Source organism: Embleya sp. NPDC059237, assembly GCF_042754105.1.
In the GTDB taxonomy this organism is placed as follows: Bacteria; Actinomycetota; Actinomycetes; order Streptomycetales; family Streptomycetaceae; genus Embleya.
On sequence record NZ_JBHZAE010000004.1, the window covers coordinates 206714 to 224906 of the forward strand.

Annotated in this window: 19 protein-coding genes; 6 read left to right on the forward strand and 13 right to left on the reverse strand. The window is 70.4% G+C overall.

The features are described 5' to 3' along the window. The 9 genes from ACFXKZ_RS14965 to ACFXKZ_RS15005 all read right to left on the reverse strand — a co-directional run bounded on the left by ACFXKZ_RS14965 (position 1) and on the right by ACFXKZ_RS15005 (position 9204). A complete protein-coding gene (locus tag ACFXKZ_RS14965; RefSeq protein WP_380000334.1) occupies positions 1–1989 on the reverse strand; it encodes a BTAD domain-containing putative transcriptional regulator in 1989 nt (662 codons plus the stop codon). A 143-nt stretch (positions 1990–2132) separates the two neighbouring features. Next, positions 2133–3224 carry an HAD-IIIC family phosphatase gene (locus ACFXKZ_RS14970; RefSeq protein ID WP_380000336.1) on the reverse strand — a complete coding sequence of 364 codons (1092 nt, stop codon included), beginning with the start codon at positions 3222–3224 and terminating at the stop codon, positions 2133–2135. A 25-nt stretch (positions 3225–3249) separates the two neighbouring features. Further along, a complete protein-coding gene (locus ACFXKZ_RS14975; RefSeq protein WP_380000338.1) occupies positions 3250–4350 on the reverse strand; it encodes an acyl-CoA dehydrogenase family protein in 1101 nt (366 codons plus the stop codon). After that, a complete protein-coding gene (locus tag ACFXKZ_RS14980; protein WP_380000340.1) occupies positions 4343–4666 on the reverse strand; it encodes an acyl carrier protein in 324 nt (107 codons plus the stop codon). The genes ACFXKZ_RS14975 and ACFXKZ_RS14980 overlap by 8 nt, the downstream gene beginning before the upstream one ends. A 15-nt stretch (positions 4667–4681) precedes the next feature. Beyond that, positions 4682–5353 carry an O-methyltransferase gene (locus ACFXKZ_RS14985; RefSeq protein WP_380000342.1) on the reverse strand — a complete coding sequence of 224 codons (672 nt, stop codon included), beginning with the start codon at positions 5351–5353 and terminating at the stop codon, positions 4682–4684. After that, a complete protein-coding gene (locus tag ACFXKZ_RS14990; RefSeq protein ID WP_380000344.1) occupies positions 5353–6213 on the reverse strand; it encodes a 3-hydroxyacyl-CoA dehydrogenase family protein in 861 nt (286 codons plus the stop codon). The genes ACFXKZ_RS14985 and ACFXKZ_RS14990 overlap by 1 nt, the downstream gene beginning before the upstream one ends. 546 nt (positions 6214–6759) lie before the next feature. Continuing rightward, positions 6760–7746 (reverse strand): LuxR C-terminal-related transcriptional regulator, encoded by a 987-nt coding sequence (locus ACFXKZ_RS14995; RefSeq protein WP_380000346.1) that lies wholly within the window; start codon positions 7744–7746, stop codon positions 6760–6762. 16 nt (positions 7747–7762) lie between these two features. Next, a complete protein-coding gene (locus ACFXKZ_RS15000) occupies positions 7763–8335 on the reverse strand; it encodes a flavin reductase family protein (protein ID WP_380000348.1) in 573 nt (190 codons plus the stop codon). A gap of 188 nt (positions 8336–8523) precedes the next feature. Then, positions 8524–9204 (reverse strand): TetR/AcrR family transcriptional regulator, encoded by a 681-nt coding sequence (locus tag ACFXKZ_RS15005; protein WP_380000350.1) that lies wholly within the window; start codon positions 9202–9204, stop codon positions 8524–8526. Between ACFXKZ_RS15005 and ACFXKZ_RS15010 the strand changes: the two genes are divergently transcribed. From ACFXKZ_RS15010 to ACFXKZ_RS15025, 4 genes are all read left to right on the forward strand, one after another. Continuing rightward, positions 9203–10408 (forward strand): trypsin-like serine peptidase, encoded by a 1206-nt coding sequence (locus ACFXKZ_RS15010; RefSeq protein WP_380000352.1) that lies wholly within the window; start codon positions 9203–9205, stop codon positions 10406–10408. The genes ACFXKZ_RS15005 and ACFXKZ_RS15010 overlap by 2 nt on opposite strands. Positions 10409–10570: 162 nt before the next feature. After that, positions 10571–11155, forward strand: a complete 585-nt coding sequence (locus ACFXKZ_RS15015; RefSeq protein ID WP_380000354.1) for a sensor histidine kinase — start codon at positions 10571–10573, stop codon at positions 11153–11155. Further along, complete coding sequence (locus tag ACFXKZ_RS15020) at positions 11152–11781, forward strand: ClpP family protease (RefSeq protein WP_380000356.1); 630 nt, start codon at positions 11152–11154, stop codon at positions 11779–11781. Before ACFXKZ_RS15015 ends, ACFXKZ_RS15020 begins: the two co-directional genes overlap by 4 nt. Beyond that, positions 11778–12365, forward strand: a complete 588-nt coding sequence (locus ACFXKZ_RS15025) for a ClpP family protease (protein WP_380000358.1) — start codon at positions 11778–11780, stop codon at positions 12363–12365. Before ACFXKZ_RS15020 ends, ACFXKZ_RS15025 begins: the two co-directional genes overlap by 4 nt. A 242-nt stretch (positions 12366–12607) precedes the next feature. Here the strand turns inward: ACFXKZ_RS15025 and ACFXKZ_RS15030 are convergent, their stop codons facing one another. Then, the gene (locus ACFXKZ_RS15030; RefSeq protein ID WP_380000360.1) at positions 12608–13036 is read right to left on the reverse strand and encodes a helix-turn-helix domain-containing protein; all 429 of its coding nucleotides are present in this window, start codon (positions 13034–13036) and stop codon (positions 12608–12610) included. A 215-nt stretch (positions 13037–13251) separates the two neighbouring features. Between ACFXKZ_RS15030 and ACFXKZ_RS15035 the strand changes: the two genes are divergently transcribed. Beyond that, complete coding sequence (locus ACFXKZ_RS15035; RefSeq protein WP_380000362.1) at positions 13252–14445, forward strand: MFS transporter; 1194 nt, start codon at positions 13252–13254, stop codon at positions 14443–14445. Positions 14446–14720: 275 nt separating this feature from the next. Further along, on the forward strand, positions 14721–15257 hold the full coding sequence (locus ACFXKZ_RS15040) for a DUF1772 domain-containing protein (RefSeq protein ID WP_380000364.1): 537 nt from the start codon (positions 14721–14723) through the stop codon (positions 15255–15257). On the opposite strand, the gene ACFXKZ_RS15045 is transcribed toward ACFXKZ_RS15040, so the two are convergent. From ACFXKZ_RS15045 to ACFXKZ_RS15055, 3 genes are read right to left on the reverse strand one after another with little or no spacing between them, the layout of a single operon-like run. After that, entirely contained in the window at positions 15223–16077 is an 855-nt protein-coding gene (locus ACFXKZ_RS15045) for an ABC transporter ATP-binding protein (protein ID WP_380000366.1), read from the reverse strand. The two genes, ACFXKZ_RS15040 and ACFXKZ_RS15045, sit on opposite strands and share 35 nt — an antisense overlap. Next, entirely contained in the window at positions 16074–17162 is a 1089-nt protein-coding gene (locus ACFXKZ_RS15050; RefSeq protein WP_380000368.1) for a FecCD family ABC transporter permease, read from the reverse strand. Before ACFXKZ_RS15050 ends, ACFXKZ_RS15045 begins: the two co-directional genes overlap by 4 nt. Continuing rightward, complete coding sequence (locus ACFXKZ_RS15055; protein WP_380000370.1) at positions 17159–18175, reverse strand: FecCD family ABC transporter permease; 1017 nt, start codon at positions 18173–18175, stop codon at positions 17159–17161. Before ACFXKZ_RS15055 ends, ACFXKZ_RS15050 begins: the two co-directional genes overlap by 4 nt. Positions 18176–18193 lie beyond the last annotated feature (18 nt).

Consider the following 18193-nt stretch of genomic DNA (forward strand, 5'->3'; position numbering starts at 1 on the left):
TCACTCCTCCGGCCGAGTACTCAACGGGGCCAGTGAACCCTGCGAGAGCGGCGGGCAACCCGGTTCCGGAAGCCCGGACCGGGCGGCGAATCTGGCTCCCCGAACCAAAGAGCGGGGACGAACCCGCCCGGGGACGTGGCAGAGCCTGGGTGCGTCGCGCTCCTCCGGCACCCGGGCGGGTGCCTCGGGTGCGACCGGCTCCAGGGTCATCCGGCTCGCGTGCCGGCGACCGTCGCCCCATCCCGGGCGGCGGCGGAACAATTCCGGGCGGGCGGCGGCGACCACCAGGAGCGGGGTCGGCTCCGGCTGATCGAGCAGGTCCTCGACGACGGCCAAGACCGTGCTGTCGGCCAGGTGCAGGTCGTCGGCGAACACCACGAGTGGGCGGTACTCGGCGAGTTCGGCCACATTGGGGGTGGTCGCCGGGCCGTGCGGGTCGAGCCGGATCGTCGCGGCGTTCCGGACCCGTCTCTCGAACGCCGCGAGCAACCGCGACTTGCCGATCCCGGGCCCGCCGAGGACCAGCACCAGGTGTGGCCGGGCCCGCCGGCGGACCCGTTCGAGCAGGCTGCTCAGTACATCCAACTCGGGTTCACGATCGACTGCTTCGGGCGTGAGCGGTGAGTCCGGACAGGGTCCCCGGACGGTCCATCGTGGGCGCGGTCCGCCCTCGCGGCCGTAGCGGATCGCCGCTCCGGTCAGGAGGTTGGTGTGGTCACACACCACGATCTCGGTGTCCTCGGCGAACTGAAGCAGGGACTCACAGTCGACGAGCAACGCACCGTTGACCGGCAGCGGTTCCAGGAATCGTTCGGCGGGCCGCACCGGGATCTCGCCCGTCGACACGGCCACCCGCAGGGCGGGTCGTTCGCCGTCGGGGACGTCGAAGCAGATGCGCCGGCGCAGGGAGATGGCGGCGTGCACGGCGCGTTCGGCGACCCGGTCGTTGTCGTCGTCCCGGGTGTCGGAGCGGAACACGGCCAGGGTGACCGAGCCGGTCGAGCCGGCGACGAGGCCGCCGAAGCGTTCGACCTCCTCGCGTACGGTCGTCGCGGTGCGCTCCAGTGCCTCGCCGACGTCGGCAACCCGGGAGCCCGTGCCGAAGTCGGCGCGGATCAGTACGGCGCTGACCCGGCTCCGAGCCCCGGCGGTCTGCGGCACGGCGGCCGGGGCGGTGCGGGCGAGCGGGTATTCGGGCTGTTCCGGCTCCGACGTGGGCGCGGCGAGCACCACGGGTCGGGCCGGACCGGCGGGCGTGGCGAGGGATGGGTCGTGCACGAGGATCGCGTGTTGCAACATCCGCAGTTCCCGGCCGGGTTCGAGGCCGAACTGCTCGGCGAGGCGCAGCCGGGCACGGCGGTAGACCGCAAGTGCGTCGGCCTGACGGCCGCTGCGGTACAGCGCGAGCATCAGCTGGTGACACGCCCGCTCGCGCAGTGGCTCGGCCTCGACCATGGCCTCCAACTCGCCGAGCACGCTCTGGTGGTGTCGGTTGGCCAACTCGGCCTCGTAGTAGTCCTCCATCACGTCGAGGCGAGCGTTTTGCAGTGCGGTCAGCTCCGTCCAGGAGTGTCCGGCCTCGACCAGGTCGGCCAGGGCCGGTCCGCGCCACAGCTCCAGCACCTCGCGCAGGATGTCCGCGGCGGCGGCGGGACGGCCGACCGCCAGTTCCGCGCGACCGACTTGGGCGAGGCGGTGGAAGCGGAACATGTCGACCCGTTCGGGGTCGACCTGCAACTGGTATCCGTGCGAGCAGGTCAGCAGTGCGGGTGGGCGGGTGTCGCCGCGTGTGTGCTCGGCGAACATCACCCGCAGGCCGCGCACCGCGTTCTGCAGGATCTTGCGTGCGGTCGGCGGCGTCTCCTCGGTGTCCCACAGGCCCTCGAGGAGTTTGCTGGTCGCCACCTCGCGGTTGGCGTTGAGCAGCAGCAGGCCGAGCGTCGCCCGCCGCCGGTCGCCGCCGAGCGCGATCGGTTTCTCGTCGTCCATCAGTTTTAACGGGCCAAGCACCATGAATTGCAAGAGATCCCCCGTAGATCGTTCGTGCTCTGCGTCATCCGTCGGATCGATACGCGCCTTGGGATCGATACGCGACTTCGGATCGATGCGCGGTCAGGGCTTGAGGCAACGCCCTACGCCCATTCCGCTTCCCGGCCGCCGGCCTGCGGGTCGGGGGCGGTGACCCGCATGGTCGTCGGCGGCTCCTGGCGGACCGGTTCCAGATGCAGGACCTCGGTGCCTTCGGTGGGCGGGAAGGAGGCGAGGCAGGTGCAGTCCGCATCGGCGAATCCCGCGAACCGGTAGGCAACTTCCATCATTCGGTTGCGCTCGGTACGCCGGAAGTCGGCGGCCAGGTGCACCCGGGCCCGGGCTGCGGCGTCGGTGAGCCAGCGCAGCAGTACCGCGCCCGCGCCGAAGGAGACGACCCGGCAGGAGGTCGCCAGCAGTTTGATGTGCCAGGTCTGCGGCGTCTTCTCGATCAGCATCACCCCGACCGCCCCGTGCGGACCGAAGCGGTCGCTCATCGAGACCACCAGCACGTCGTGGTCCTCGTCGCGGGCCAGGGCGCGCAGCGCGGCGTCCGAGTAGTGCACGCCGGTGGCATTCATCTGGCTGGTGCGCAGGGTCAGTTCCTCGACCCGGGTGATCTCCTCGTCCCGGGCCTCGGCGATCCGCATCACCAGGTCGAGCGAGCGCAGGAACTCCTCGTCGGCGCCGCTGTATTGCTCCCGCTCCCGGTCCCGCTCGAACCCGGCCCGGTACATCATCCGGCGGCGACGCGCGTCGACGGTAACCACCGGCGGGCTGAACTCGGGCAGGTCGAGCAGCGCCTCGGCCTGCTCGGCCGGGTAGCACCGTACGTCGGGCAGGTGGTAGGCGACCTCGGCGCGCTCGGTCGGCAGGTCGTCGATGAACGCGATCGTCCTGGTCGCGAAGTTCAGCCGCTCGGCGATCCGGCGCACCGACTCCGACTTCGGGCCCCAGCCGATCTGGGGCAGAACAAAGTATTCGGCCAGGCCCAGTTCCTCGAGCCGTGCCCATGCCTCGTCGTGGTCGTTGCGGCTGGAGACGGCCTGCAATACTCCACGCGCGTCGAGTTCCACCACGACCTTGCGTACGGCCTCGTCCACCTCGACGTGGCCGTCCTCGATCAGTGTGCCGCGCCACAGCGTGTTGTCGAGGTCCCAGATCAGGCACTTCACGACCGGTTGTGCTTCGGACATGTCAGCTCCCGTTTCGTACGACGGTTCAGCCCGCCGACGACGCCGCGTGCTCGGCGAGGATCAGCTGGCAGATCTCGTTGCTGCCTTCGATGACTTCCATCAACTTCGCGTCCCGGTAAGCGCGTTCGACCACGTGTCCGCTCGCCGCCCCCGCGGAGGCGAGCACCTGGAGCGCGGACGCCGCGCCGCGTGTGGCATGGCCGGCCGCGACGTGCTTGGCCAGGACCGACGCGGGCACCTGTTCGGGCGATCCCTCGTCGCGGCTGCCGCTCGCCCGCTCGCAGGCGAACGTCGCGGTGCGTTCCGCGGCGTACAGCTCGGCCAGGTGACGGGCGACGAGTTGGTGTTGGAGGAGGGGTTTGCCGAACTGCTCGCGGGTCGCTGCGTGTCGGGCGACCGCGGTCAGGCACGCGCGCAGGATGCCGACGCAACCCCAGGCCACCGACAACCGGCCGTAGGTCAGCGCGATGGTGGTGAGCATGACGATCGGCTGGCCGGCCACGGCGAGCAGGTGCTCCGCGGGCAGCCGCACGTGGTCGAGTTCCACCGTGGCGTGTCCGGCCGCGCGGCAGCCCATCGGGTGGGCCACCCGGGTCACCCGCACTCCGGGCGCCGTCGCCGGCACCACGGCAACCGCGCCGCCGCCCTCGTACCGGCCGAACACCACGATCCAGTCGGCGTAGTCGGCGGCCGTGATCCACGTCTTGGTGCCGTGGACGACGATGTCGGCGCCGTCGCGCCGGATCCCGGTGCTCATCGCGGCCAGGTCGCTCCCGGCGGCCGGTTCGCTGAACGCGACCGCGGCCAGTTCGCCGCCGGTCAGTCGCGCCAGGTGTTCCTCGCGCTGTGCCCGGTTCCCGAAGCGTCGAATCGTCCACGCGGCCATGCCCTGGGAGGTCATCACGCTGCGCAGCGAGCTGCACAACGCGCCGGTGTGCGCGGTGAGTTCGCCGTTGTCGGTACAGGACAGGCCAAGGCCGCCGAACCTCTGCTCGGTCTCGGCGCACAACACGCCCTTGGCGCCGAGTGCGCGCAGGACGGCGATCGGGATCTCGCCCGCCACGTCCCACCCGCTCGCGGCGTCGGCGACCGTCTCGGTCACCAGCGCGTTCAGGTGGTCAGGCACCGTCGCCCCCGCCGCGCAGTCGAAGCACCAGCGCGCTCATCGAGCGCAGGGTGCGGAAGTTGTCCAGGGCGAGGTCGGGGCCCTCCACCTCGATGTCGAAGGTGCTCTCCACGAACACCACCAGTTCCATCGCGAAGAGCGAGGACACCGCGCCCGAGGCGAACAGGTCCACCTCCCGCTCCCAGGTCGTCTTGGTCTTGGCCGTCAGGAACGCGCCGATGCGCTCCTCGATGGCGGCAACCGGCAGATCCGTGGTCGAGTCGGCCGGCTCGAACGTGGTCGAGTCCGTCGTCGAGCGTGTTGTCGAGTCCGTCATGGGAGAGTCCCTTTCTCATCGCACCTTGTTCTTGCGGGCGAGCGTGATCCCGTCTGCCATGACGAGCATCGACAGCTCCACCCGGGCGTCGGCGAACAGCGCCGCGTTGAGTTCGCGGATCGCCCTGGTGTCCGGGTCGTCCGCCTCCGGGTCGGCGACCCGGCCGAAGTAGAGGGTGTTGTCGAGCACGATCAGGCCGCCGGGCCGCAGGTGGGTCAGCGCGTCCTCGTAGTAACGCGCGTAGCCGGTCTTGTCGGCGTCGATGAACACCAGGTCGTAGGTTTCGGGGCCGTGCTCGGCGAGCAGGGCCGCCATGGTCTCCGTGCCGTCCCCGAGTCGGAGTTCGATCCGGTCCGAAACGCCGGCACGGTCCCAGTAGCGCCGGGCGATCCGGGTCCAGCGCTCGTTGATGTCGCAGGTGACGATGCGCCCGTCGGGTGGCAGCGCCCGGGCCATGCACAGGGTGCCGTAGCCGGTGAACGTGCCGATTTCCAACACCCGATGGGCACCGGTCAACCCGACAAGCAGGGCCAGGAGTTGCCCCTCCTCGGGCATGGTGACCATGGCATCCAGCATGGGCATGGACGCGGTCTCGGCGACCAGGTCGCGCAGGATGTCGTCGTCGCGCAGGGACACCGAGCGCACGTACGCGAGCAGGCGCTCGTCCAACTCCACCTGGCCGGCCATCACAACGCTCCGTACTGGTAGAAGCCACGCCCGGTCTTGCGGCCGTGCTCGCCCTCGGCGACCTTGCGCAGCAGCAGTTCGCTGGGGCGGCATCCCTCGTCGCCGGTGCGTTCGTGCAGCACCCACAACGAGTCGACGAGGTTGTCGATGCCGATCAGGTCGGCCGTGCGCAACGGTCCGGTCGGGTGTCCCAGGCAGCCCTCCATCAGCGCGTCGACGTCCTCGACGCCGGCCCGGCCCTCCTCGACGAGGTTCGCCGCGTCGTTGATCATGCGGTGCAGCAGCCGGCTGGTGACGAAGCCGGGGCCGTCGCCGACCACAATGCCCTTGCGGTCCAGGGTGGACAGCAGATCCCGTACGGCCGACATCGCCCGCTCGCCGGTGCGCGGTCCGCGCACGATCTCCAACGTGCCGATCAGGTACGGCGGATTCATGAAGTGGATGCCGACCAGGTCCTCGGGGGACGGGACCTGGTCGGCGAGTTCGTCGACGGGGATCGACGAGGTGTTGGTGACGCGGAGGGTGCCGGGCGCGACCACGGCGGCGATCTCCTTGTGCACGTCGGCCTTGAGCCCGGCGAGTTCGGTGATCGCCTCGATCACCCAGGTCGCGTCCGCGGCCGCCGTCGCCGCGTCGGCGAGGTGCAGGTCGCCGATCGTCGCACCCGGAGAGAGCGCTCCCATCATCCGCGCGAGCCGGAGTTCGTGGCGTAACCGCGTGCGTGCCGTGTCCAGTCGCGCCCGGTCCACGTCCACGAGCGTGACCGCCACGCCCCGCGCGACGGCGAGGGTGGCGATGCCGATGCCCATCACGCCGGCGCCGAACACCGCGAGCCGCGGCGCGCGCCCGTTGCCGGTCATCGGCCGACCACTTCCGACCGTGCCGCGACGGCGCGAGGCCAGGGCGATCCCCGGCCGATGTCACGAACGACAGACCCGCTCATCATCACCCCAGCTTGTGCGTTGTGCATGCGGAAGCTTTTCCGGAGGAAGGTTGTCCGAAGTCGAGAAGGAAGGAAAAAGGGAAGGAAGGAGCGCGCGCAAAAGCGCGGGCCGAATACGGGCATGGATCGTCAGGTCGACCGAGTCGCATCGCCGCGACGCCGACTGCAAGGCCGTTCCCTGCGATGACTGTTACGAAATCCGCTTCCGGGACGACGGCCCGGATCCGGTGCGTGCGATCCGGTCAGGCGCGGCCCACCGCGCCACCGGAGTTCGGAATATCGCCCCCTGGTGGTTCCACGAGAATCTCCGCGATCGCATCGTTCTCACGGCTTACAAGTCTGTGCCGCAGGACCGGCGGACTCCAGCCCGCGACCCGCTCATCAAGCTGCACTTCCACTTGATGAAGCTCTCCCGCCGCCACTCGACGAAGCCCACTCGTGATGCGAACGCGCAGGTCGGGGGCTATACGTCCTCCGCGAGGTTGGCCTCCTTCACCAGGTAGCCGAACTGGAAGCGGCTCGTCGCACCGAACATCTGCATGACCTGACCGATGTGTTTGCGACATGTGCGCACCGACACACCGAGGCGTCGGGCGATGGCCTCGTCCTTGGCACCGGAGATCAACATCCTGACGATCTCCTTTTTCATGTCGTTGCTGATCAGGTCGGTTTCCGCACGCCCGGTGTCGAACTCCTTCGCCGTCGCCCAGACATGCTCGAAACACGAGTACAGGAAGTCGATCAGCGAACGTTCCTGCACCACCAGGGCGCCGCCGTCCTCGCCGTTCGCCAGGATGTACGCGGCGGTGCGGTCGAAGATGAACATCGTGCCGAACAGCGCCCCGGCCGTGCGTACCTCCACGCCGGATTCGACCAGCCTTCCCGCGTGTTCGCGGGTCGGTGTGTCGAATCGGGCGGCGTGCTGGTACAGGACGCGCATGGGCACGCCCGTGTCGGGCCGGTGGAAGTCCCGGGCCCGAGCCTCGACCAGATTCTCGGCCGGCCACTCGCTCCGGGGTTGCATGCAGACGATTTCGTCCGAGCTGTTCGCCGCCGATTCGGACAGCAACAGCTCGATGGTCTCGGGTACTTGCACGATGTCGAACGAATTCGTGTACTGGCTGCCGAACTTGCTCGACCGGAACAACAACGAAAGCCGCGCCAGGTCGTTGCGCAACCGCCCCGTCGCCTGTTTCCGTTCCAGCAGTTCCAGTTCGCTCCTGGTCAGGAGGTTCGCGGAGGCGATGCTCGGATCCGCGGGAACGAACCAGGCGTCGCGGTCGTGGGACGGTCGAATGAGCTGGAGTCCCAGGAGTGTGGCGACGATCGCCTCACTCGCGTCGGGGTCCGTGAAGCCGAATGCGTGGGCGATGTCGTCGACCGCGAATCCGTCCCGGCTCAGGCTCCATTCGTAGACTTCGAACAATCCGGCATCCGGTTCGGGAAACAAGGGCACTCCATGTGAACTATGTATTCCGTACGGACGACGGGGTCCGACCGTTGGTACCGGCCCCCGACCGGGGCGGGACCCCGGTTGCCGCAAGCGGTTCCACCGTCTCATGGAACGACCCGAACCTGCCCCGGTGGAACACCAACGGCGCGGGCTCGTCGCGGTTCGCCCGTAGTGCGTTCACCCTGCCGACGATGATCACGTGATCACCGGCGGCGTGCTCGACGTCGATCGTGCACGCCAACCAGGCGAGCGCGTCCGACAGTTCCGGTCCGGCCGCCGCCTCGGCCCAGCCCACATCGGCGAACCGATCGATGTCCTTGACCGCGAACTGCCGGCACAACCGTCCCTGGTCGCTGCCGAGGACGTTGACGCAGAACGTGCCGCTGCGTCGGAGGTCGATCAGTGTCGCCGACTCGTTGCCCACGCAGAACATCACCAGCGGGGGCGTCAACGACACCGAAGCGAAGGAATTGCACGCCATTCCGACGGGACCACCGAACGGTCCGGTGGTGGTGATCACCGTGACGCCGGTCGGCAGATGTCCGAGTGTGCGTCGGAATTCCGTCATGTCGAACGGGACAACCATCACCGAACTCCTCGATTGGCCACACCTCGAAGCATAATGAGCGGCCCGAAAGCGGCGTTGGCACGAGCCACCAAGACCTCCGGCCGGCTTTGGCCCCGGGCGCAGTTGCCTCCCGGCCCGCGGAGGTTTTTCGCCTCGCCGCAAACGTCGAATCGTGATGCGCCCGCGGCCGATCGGCGCGGCCGAAATCAGCGCACGACCAGTGCCAGCAATGCCTCGCGCAGGTCGTCGCGGCGACCGGCGAACAATTCCTCGAGGCTGATGTCGAAGACCATCGCGACGAGCAGGTGGGCCATCGCGTCCGGTGGATCCCAACCCAGCGCCGTGAGTTCGGGCCGGAGCAGCTCCCGGGTGCGGGCGTTGCGGGCCCGCGTCTCCTCGAACAGGTCGGGGTCGGTGCGGGCCTGGACCAGCAGTGCACGGGTGCCGGTCGTGGCCAGACCGGCGTCCAGGTAGCCGTGCACGCCGGCGATCACCCGTTCGGGGCCGGGCGCGAGTCCGGCCACGGCGGCGAGCACCCGCTCCTCCATCTCGCCGTGGTATCTGCGGTGCAACGCCACGAGATAGCCGCGACGATCCGCGAAGTGCTGGTAGAAGCTGCCCTTGGCCATGCCGGCCGCGGCCACCACGGCGTTCACCGACATCCTGGACAGTCCGCATGTGTCGGCGACTTCGAGCCCAGCGCGCAACAACGCCTCGCGTCCCGGTCCGGCCGGCCGCGCCATCGCCCACCTCGACTTCCCGACGGCCGAACCGGCTGGTCGTCTTGACAGTTGGACCCGTCGCGCCCACCTTATGACCGACCGCCCGGTCATGAAAGCAACAGGCTTTGTTTTTCCACCTGTTCGAAAGGATGTGGAGCACTTCATGTATCTACGACGCACGTTACGCGACAGGTTCACCACACTCGTTGGCGTACTCGGGCTCACCGCCGCCGCGTTGTTCGCGGCTCCGACAACGGCCCGCGCCGACGACACCGCCCCGGTCGAACTGCCGCGCCTGGTCACCGGCGACCCGGCCAATCACGCGGGCATGTTGCAGACCGAGGTGAACTGGTGGAACCTGGCGCGGATCGCCGAGTACGGCCTCAATGCCGACGGCGCCGACGCGTTCCCGCCGCCGGGCGGCTGGGACGACCTCAGCCGACCGTGGGCCGGGCAGGGCACGGTGTCGCGGACCACCGGCAAATTGCTGATGGTGTACCGCAATTCTTTCGACCCGAGCCAGTACGTGCCCTCCGCGTGCTCGGCCAACGTGATCACCGCCGCCAACCGGAGCACCATCGTCACCGCGGGCCACTGCTTCAAGGTGACGGCCAATCTGCGGGGCGCGCTCGGCGACGACGTCGTGGTCAACGCGGTGTTCATCCCCGGCTTCAACGGCGCGAACGTGCCCCGCTTCACCGGCACCGACGACTCCACCGCGCCCCCGCCCGGCACGGATGTCGCACCGGACGGCGTCTGGGGTGTCACGCGCGCCTGGATCACCCCCACCTGGGACGGTGACAGCACCTTCCGGTCCGGCGGCGACGTGGCCATGGCCACCGTCGAACGACCCGGCGACCCCACCCCGATCCAGCAGATCACCGGCGGCGAGAACATCGCGTTCGGCGTGGCCGCCAATCCGCTGACGCTGCACCAGTTCGGCTACCCGACCGACAACAACCGCAACTGGTACTGGTCGAAGAACAGCGACGGCAGCACCGCCGCCGACTTCGGCGTCGCTCCCTCACTGCGACGCGGATTCGACGGCCGGACCCTGATGTACGCGCACGGCGACACCATCGCCGACTCGACCGTCGGCCTCGCGCACGACATGGCCTCGGCGATGTCACCCGGCTCCAGCGGCGGCCCGTGGCTGATGAACTTCGACCCGGCCACCGGTACCGGCACCCAGATCGCGGTCACCTCGCGGTTCACCGACCCCACCGGCACCTCCCCCTGGTGGGACGCGGCCTGGGCGATCGTGCACGGCGGCACCCCGAACTGGGCCTACGGCCCGTACCTGATGTCCAACGGCTTCGGTGACCTGACCCAGGCGATGTACGACGTCGCACGGAACGCGACCGTCTGACCCGCACACCGGCCTGCCCCCGGCCACGCGGCCGGGGGCACGTCGGGTTCAGGCACCGGACAGGGCTTCCGTCGGGGTCAGCCGACTGGCCCAGCGCCTCCACCGCCATGGGGTGCCGACGACGAGGCCGACGCGGGCGGGCTCGGGTTGCGGCTGGAATCGGTGTCGCCGTACGAGGTTGCGGAGCAGGTGGTCGCGGCGCATCCGGCCCGGGCCACGGCGGCCGGCGTCGCGTTGGTGGTGCGGGGCGAGCCGGGGGCGGTACTGCGCGCCGACCCGGTGCGGCTGCGGCAGATGGTGGGCAATCCGGTGTCCAACGCGGTACGCCACACGCCGGCGGGCGGACGGGTGACGGTGCATGCCCGCGAGGACGGGTCGGCGGTCGTGTTCGAGGTGACGGACACCGGGACGGGCATCGCGCGAGACGACCTGCCGCACGTGTTCGCTCGGTTCCGGCGCGCGGACAAGTCCCGCAACCGCCGCACCGGCGGTACCGGCCTGGGCCTGGCGATCGTCCAGCGCCTCACCCGGGCACACGACGGCGAGGTCACCGCCCACAGCACCCTCGGCGAGGGCTCGACGTTCACCATCCGACTGCCGGGCCGGCGCGGCGCGGTCGAATCGGCGGACGCGGTAGGCGCGTTCGGGTCGTGCGCGGGCGAGCCTCGGGCATCTGCTGTGAGCAGATCCGCTCACGGCAGATCCGGTCGTCGCCACCCGACCCGAGGGCTCAGGGTGGAGACATGAGCGACGACCCGAAGAGCCCCATCCTCCTCGAACACACCCGACGCGACCTGTACACGCAGCGCGTGCTGCTGCTCGACGGACCGTTGGACGACGACAATGGCACGCTGCTCACCACGCAGTTGCTGACCCTGGCGGCAGAGGACCCGAAGGCCGACATCGCGCTGTGGATCCATTCGCCCGGTGGCTCGGTGCCGGCGATGCTCGCGATCCGCGACGTCATGCGGGTGATCCCGTGCGATGTATCCACGCTGGTGCTCGGAATCGCGTACAGCGCGGGCCAGTTCCTGCTCTCGGCGGGCACCCGCGGCAAACGCCGGGCGCTCCCGCACTCCCGGGTGCTGATGCACCAGGGCTCCGCGGGCATCGGCGGCACGGCCGTCGACATCGAGTTGCAGGCCAACGACCTTCGGCACACCCGCGACACGGTGCTCGGCCTGATCGCGGAGGACACCGGGCAGCCGGCCGAGCGCATCTTCGAGGACTCGCTCCACGACCGCTGGTACACCGCGCGCGAAGCGCTCGACTACGGCTTCATCGACTCGATCGTGGCGGACTTCGCCGAGATCGCGCCGCGCGGCCCGCGCCGCCTCACCACCAACGCCGGCTTCCAGGGGACCCTGTCATGAGCACCTACGCCATTCCGAACGTGATCACCCGCGACTCGCGCGGCGAGCGCATCATGGACGTGTATTCGCATCTGCTGGCGGAGCGCGTCGTCTACCTCGGCACCGCGATCGACGCGGGCGTGGCCAACGCGCTCGTCGCGCAGTTGTTGTTCCTGGAGGCGGACAACCAGGACCGCGAGATCCAGTTCTACATCAACTGCGAGGGCGGCGACCCCAGCGCGATGCTGGCGATCTACGACACGATGCGGTACGTGCGCTCTGAGATCGCCACCACGTGTGTCGGCCAGGCGGTCGCGGTCGGCGCGGTGTTGCTCGCGGCCGGCGCGCCGGGCAAGCGCGCCGCGCTGCCGCACGCGCGGGTGGTGCTGCACCAGCCCGCCGCGCAGGGTCGCGGCACCATCCCGGATCTGATCCTGCAGGCCGACGAAGTGGTGCGGGTGCGGGCGGACATCGAGCAGATCCTGTCCCGGCACACCGGCAACAGCACGGCCACCCTGCGCGCGGACACCGATCACGACCGGGTCTTCACCGCCGAGGGCGCGAAGGAGTACGGCCTGATCGACATGGTGCTGGAGGAGCGGTGACGCGCTGACACCGACGTACCCGGCCCGGCGCGCCCCAGCGCGTGTCTTCAGCCCCCGTCGGACTTCGCGGCGTGAGCGCAGCGAGGAGCCCGAAGGGCGGATGCCGTGCATCGGCGTGCCGGAGAAGCAGGTGCATCGTGGTTTGATTCGCCTGTTTCTCCGGGGCGGCGAGGTGCGGTGCCGGGCGTCGTGGAGCTCGGCGGGGGTCTGAAGACACGCGCCGGCTCCGTAAGGGCGTGCGGTCAGGCCGCCAGGCCGAACGCGGCGCGGCACACCGGGGCGGAACGGCCCGTCGGGCGGGCGCGCGTCAGGATGTCGGCGACGGCGATGGTCAGGTCGCCGAGGGTCACGTCGAGCGCGCCACCGAGGGCGGCGATCATCTCGCTCGACGGCTCCTTGATGCCACGCTCCACCTCGGAGAGGTATTGCGGCGACAGACCGGCCCGGCCGGCCGTCTCGGCGAGGGTTTCGCCGCGTTCGTGGCGCAACGATCGCAGGTGTTCGCCGAGCACGTGTCGCCACAGCGGCTCGCGGTCCGGAACGGGGGCCGGGCGGCGAGGCGCGGCCGTCGGCGCGGGCGCGGCGGGCGCGGGCGCGAGGTGCGCGGGCGCCGGCGCGAGGCGTGCCTTGTCGTCGGTGCGGGGCGAAAGCGGTGGAGCGGTCTCGGCCATGGTTCATCGTAGGCCGCGACCCCGCGCCGTTTCCGCGTTGTCCGCCGCGGGCGAAATCGGCGAGCCGCGCGGGGTGTCCGTCGGTTGCCCCCGGCGGGCCGCTCATGGGGGCGCCGGCCGCCGATTTATCTCAACGTTCATTAAGTTGACGTTCACCGAGTTTCGTGGTTTTCTCTTAGCGCTAAGACACACCAGGCGCTCAGAAGGAGCCCGTCATGACCACCGCCCCATCCGATCCGACCACCACCAACACCACCTCGACGGTTTCGCTCAAGCGCTGGCTCGCCGTGATCGCCCTCGCGGTCGGCACGTTCTCCGTGGTGACCGTCGAACAACTCCCGGTCGGCCTGCTGACCTCCGTAGGCGGATCGCTCGGGGTGTCCGAGGGCCTGGCCGGCCTCATGGTCACCATCCCGGGCCTGGTCGCCGCCGCGACCGCGCCGATACTTCCCGTCCTGATCGGCCGACTCGACCGCCGGTTGGTCCTCCTCGCGCTGATCACCCTGATGGTCGTGGCCACCCTCGGCTCGGCGTTCGCCCCGAACTTCGCCGTCCTGCTGGCCACCCGGTTCCTGGTCGGCATCGGCATCGGCGGGTTCTGGGCCCTCGCGGCCGGCCTCGCCGTCCGCCTCGTGCCCGAGGCGCACATCCCCCGCGCCGTGGCGATCACCTTCGGCGGCGCCACCGCCGCCAACGTCCTCGGCGTACCCGCCGGAACCCTGATCGGCAACCTCGCCACGTGGCGTGTGGCCTTCCTGTCCGTCGCCGCGCTCGGCCTGCTCGTGATCACCGCGCTGGTCTTCCTGGTCCCGCCGATCCCGGCCGGCGAACCGGTGCGACTGCGCGCCCTGCCCGCCCAGTTCCGCAACCCGGCCGTGCGTACCGGCGTGCTGGCCACCTTCCTCCTGGTCAGCGGCCACTTCGCCGCCTTCACCTTCGTCGGTCCGGTCCTGGAGGACGTCTCCGGTCTGGACAAGGGCATGGTCGGCCCCCTGCTGCTCGGCTTCGGCATCGCCGGCATCGCGGGCAACTTCCTCGCCGGCACCGCCGCGGCCCGCAACCTGCGCGGCACGATCGTGGCGATCAGCGCGGTACTGGCCGGTGTCCTGGCCCTGTTCCCGCTCCTGGGCACCACCCGGGTCAGCGGCGCGGTGATGCTCCTGCTGTGGGGCCTGGCCTTCGGCGGCGTGCCGGTGAGCGTGCAGACCTGGATCCTGCGCTCCTCGGCCGCCGAGGACACCGAGGCCGCGACCGCCCTCAACACCTCGATGTTCAACCTGGCCATCGCCCTCGGCGCACTGCTCGGCGGCATCGTGGTCGACGCCATCTCCCCCACCGGCATCCTGCTCGCCGGCGCCGTCCTGACCGCGCTGACCTCCCTGGCCATGTGGCGCACGAGGCGCAGCTGAACGCCCGGGAGGGCGGTTGTGGTCCAGCCTCCCGCCCATCCATCGAAACGTCGTGTGGCCCGCCGAAATCCTCGGCGGGCCACACGACGTTCCACGCCTCGCGAAGACAGCGGCCGGATGGATAACACGAGGGTTAATGGTGGTTGCGTGATCCGCCGTTGTTCGAAGCCGGCGCACCCGCGAATCTTGAGGTGTCGGAAAGAACGGCACGGCGGAGCACCAGGGAAAGCCACCGCTCCGACACCCAACACCCGACCGTCACAAGGGAGTTCATCATGGCCGCCATCGACCACACGCTCGCCGCCGCCTCGACCGCCACGGCCCGCACCCACAAGACCGTCGGCCTCTGGCTGACCGCCGGCGCCGTCACCAACACCCTGATGGCCGGCACCTACGTCGTCTTCTCCGCGGGCGTGATGCCCTGGCTCGGCACCAAGAGCGACGCCGACTTCGTGACCACCATGCAGGACATCAACACCGGCATCGAGAACCCGCTGTTCTTCGCGGTCTTCACCGCCGCCATGGCCGCCCCCGCCGTCGCCGCCTGGAAGCTCCGCAAGCTCGGCGGCGGCACCGCCATGAAGTGGGCCCTCGCCGCCCTGGCCCTCTACACCACCACGGTCCTGACCACCTCGGGCATCAACGTCCCTCTCAACCAGATGCTCGCCCACGCCGGCAGCGCCGACCCCACCAAGACCCGCACCGACTTCGAAACCACCTGGAACATCTGGAACGGCATCCGCGCCGTGCTGTCCACCGCCGCCGCCGTCGCCATGGTCAAGGCCGTGCGACTGTACCGCCGCTCGGCATGACGCCCGAACCGCTCCGCGGGGTGCGGGTATGGGGAATGACCTTGGGGGTTCCGGTGATCGGGTCCCGGGTGATGTCGCAGGGGAGGGCGAAGACGTCGTGGACACGTTCGGCGGTCAGGACCGCGTCGGGTGGGCCCTCGGCGACGATGCGGCCGGACTTCATCACGATCAGGTTCGAGGCGAAGCGGGCGGCCTGGTCGAGATCGTGCAGGACGGCCGCGATCGTGCGGCCCTCGTGGTTCAACTCAGCGCACAGCTCCAGGAGTTCGTACTGATGCGCGATATCCAGGAAGGTGGTCGGCTCGTCGAGCAGGATCACCGGGGTCTGCTGGGCGAGCACCATCGCGATCCACGCCCGTTGCCGCTGCCCGCCGGACAGGTCGCCCACCGGGGTGTCCGCCAGGTCGGCGAGGCCGGTGCGGTCGAGGGCGAAGGCGATCGCGCGATCGTCGTCCGGGGACCACTGGCGCAGCAGCGTGTGGTGCGGGTATCGGCCGCGGCGGACCAGGCCGCGCACCGTGATGCCCTCGGGGGCGATCGGGCTCTGCGGCAGCAGCGCCACCTTGCGGGCGAACTCCCGTCCCCGGTATGCGTGTACGTCCCGACCGGCGAGGGTGATCGTGCCGCCGATGGGACGCAGCACCCGGGCGAACGACTTGAGCAGCGTGGACTTGCCGCAGCCGTTGGGGCCCACGATCACGGTGAGGCCGCCGTCGGGGAGGTCGAGGTCGACGCCCTCGACGACGGGGGTGCGACCGTACGACAGGGTCACGTCGCGGGCGCTCAGCCCGACAAACGTCGGGGCCGGTTCGGCGGTCACAGTCGACCACTCCTCCACTCGCGGGTCAGTAGGAATCCGAGGTAGGCCCCGCCGAAGGCGAGGGTGTAGATGCCGACGGGAAGCGGTTCGACGTAAGGCAGTTGCTGGGCGGCCAGGTCGGCGACGGTCAGCAGCAACATCCCGACCAGGGTGGAGAGCACCAGGTGCGGACCGGATCCGCGGGTCAGCCGGCGGGCGATCTGCGGCGCGGTGAGCGCGATGAAGGCCACCGGACCGGCCACGGTGACGGCGCCCGCGGAGAGCACGATGGCCAGGACCACCGCGCAGGTTCGGGCCCGGCCCGGGTTGCCGCCGAGCGAGCGGGCCACCTCGTCGCCCATCTCGCCGAGATCCAGGTGCCGGGACAGGACCACGGCCGGGACGGCCACCACGAGCAGGACCAGGCCGATGGTCGTGGCGTCGTCCCAGGAGCGGGCCGCGACACTGCCGTTGACGTACGCGCTGAGCGCGCTCGCCTTGTCCCGCTCGACGACGTAGACCACGTACTGGGTGATCGCCGTCCCGATCGCGGCCACCCCGATCCCGGCGACGACCAGCCGCCCCGGGTCACGGAACCCGGTACCGGTGGCCAGGTGCACGATGCCCATCGCGCCGGTCGCCCCGAGCAACGCGCCCAGCCACACGGGCGCGCCGCCGGGCATGGCGAGCGCGAAGATCGCCGCACCCGCGCCCGCGCCACTCGCGAGCCCGATCACGTCCGGACTGGCCAGCGGATTGCGGGTGGCCGTCTGGAACAGCGCGCCCGACAACCCGAACGCCGCTCCCGCACCCAGGCACACCACGAGCCGCGGCCCGCGCAACCGGTTCAGGACGAACTTCTCCTTGCCCTCCGCACCGCCGAAGATCGCCGGCAGCAGGTCGCCGGGCGCGATCCCGAGCCGCCCCAGGGTCAGCGTGGCGACGGCCGCCGCAACGGTCAGCACGAGTACGACGATCGCCGCGAGCACGGTGACCCCGCCTACGGGCAGCGCGACCAGGTTCCCGATCCGCAGATGGCCGCGCGGCCGACGCACCTCGACCGACACACCCGCACCGCCTTCGAGTTCGGCCTCGACCGTGCTCATGTCGCCGGCCGCATGCGCCGTACCGCGACCAGGAGCGCCGGCGCGCCCACAAAGGCCGTGACCACGCCCACCATCAACTCCTGGGGGCGGAGCAGGACCCGGCCCAGCACGTCGGCGAGGAGCAGCAGGGCCGGTCCGAGCAGAGCCGCAAAGGCGATCTGGCGTCGGAAGTCGGTGCCGACCATGGCCCGCACGATGTGCGGAACTCCCAAGCCGACGAAGGCGATCGGGCCCACGGCGGCGGTCGCCGCGGCGCTCGCGACGGTGGCCGCGGCCAGACCGCCGGCACGCAGTACGGCCGGGTTGCCGCCCAGCGCGGTGGCCGAGTCGTCGCCCAGGGCAAGGGCGTTCAGCCCGGGGCCGAGCAGCAGCGCGGCGGCCAGACCGAGCCCGGCGAGCGGCAGCACCGACCAGAACACGTCCCACCCGCGCCCGCCCAGCGCGCCCACGACCCAATAGCGGTAGCTGTCGAACACCTTGGGTTTGCTGAGCGCGACCGCCTGGATGTACGCGCCGAGCACCGCGGACAGCACGGCGCCGGCCAGCACGAGGCGCACGGTGCCGCCGCCCGCGCCGCCCCCGCCCAGGATGTGCACGAACCCGCCGGCGAGCAGCGCGCCGGGCAGCGCCCACCACATGGCCGCCCAGCCGCCGGTGGCGCCGGCGAAGGCGGTGCCGGTCACGATGCCGGCCGCCGCACCCGCGTTGATGCCCAGAAGTCCCGGGTCGGCCAGGGGATTTCGGGTGACGCCCTGCATCAGGGTGCCGGCCACGGCCAGACTCGCGCCGGCGAGTACCCCGAGCGCGGTCCGGGGGTAGCGGCTCTCGACCACGGTGGTCAGGTACGGGTCGCCGTTGCCGGTGAGCACGTCGACCACGTCCCCGAAGGACGTCGTCCTGCTGCCGAACATCACGCTCGCGAAGAGCGCGACGAGCAGCAGGACGAGGCACCCGATCAGGAGAGCGGTGGTCCGCAACACCCCGCCGTCGGCGACTTCGTTCTCGGCTTTCATGCGCGTCGGTTCGGTCGG

Coding starts and splice junctions, on each gene's coding strand:
- ACFXKZ_RS14965 (WP_380000334.1), bottom strand. CDS start 1,989: ATGGACGACGAGAAACCGATCGCGCTCGGCGGCGACCGGCGGCGGGCG.
- ACFXKZ_RS14970 (WP_380000336.1), bottom strand. CDS start 3,224: ATGTCCGAAGCACAACCGGTCGTGAAGTGCCTGATCTGGGACCTCGAC.
- ACFXKZ_RS14980 (WP_380000340.1), bottom strand. CDS start 4,666: ATGACGGACTCGACAACACGCTCGACGACGGACTCGACCACGTTCGAG.
- ACFXKZ_RS14985 (WP_380000342.1), bottom strand. CDS start 5,353: ATGGCCGGCCAGGTGGAGTTGGACGAGCGCCTGCTCGCGTACGTGCGC.
- ACFXKZ_RS14990 (WP_380000344.1), bottom strand. CDS start 6,213: ATGACCGGCAACGGGCGCGCGCCGCGGCTCGCGGTGTTCGGCGCCGGC.
- ACFXKZ_RS15000 (WP_380000348.1), bottom strand. CDS start 8,335: ATGGTTGTCCCGTTCGACATGACGGAATTCCGACGCACACTCGGACAT.
- ACFXKZ_RS15010 (WP_380000352.1), top strand. CDS start 9,203: ATGTATCTACGACGCACGTTACGCGACAGGTTCACCACACTCGTTGGC.
- ACFXKZ_RS15005 (WP_380000350.1), bottom strand. CDS start 9,204: ATGAAGTGCTCCACATCCTTTCGAACAGGTGGAAAAACAAAGCCTGTT.
- ACFXKZ_RS15020 (WP_380000356.1), top strand. CDS start 11,152: ATGAGCGACGACCCGAAGAGCCCCATCCTCCTCGAACACACCCGACGC.
- ACFXKZ_RS15025 (WP_380000358.1), top strand. CDS start 11,778: ATGAGCACCTACGCCATTCCGAACGTGATCACCCGCGACTCGCGCGGC.
- ACFXKZ_RS15030 (WP_380000360.1), bottom strand. CDS start 13,036: ATGGCCGAGACCGCTCCACCGCTTTCGCCCCGCACCGACGACAAGGCA.
- ACFXKZ_RS15035 (WP_380000362.1), top strand. CDS start 13,252: ATGACCACCGCCCCATCCGATCCGACCACCACCAACACCACCTCGACG.
- ACFXKZ_RS15040 (WP_380000364.1), top strand. CDS start 14,721: ATGGCCGCCATCGACCACACGCTCGCCGCCGCCTCGACCGCCACGGCC.
- ACFXKZ_RS15050 (WP_380000368.1), bottom strand. CDS start 17,162: ATGAGCACGGTCGAGGCCGAACTCGAAGGCGGTGCGGGTGTGTCGGTC.
- ACFXKZ_RS15055 (WP_380000370.1), bottom strand. CDS start 18,175: ATGAAAGCCGAGAACGAAGTCGCCGACGGCGGGGTGTTGCGGACCACC.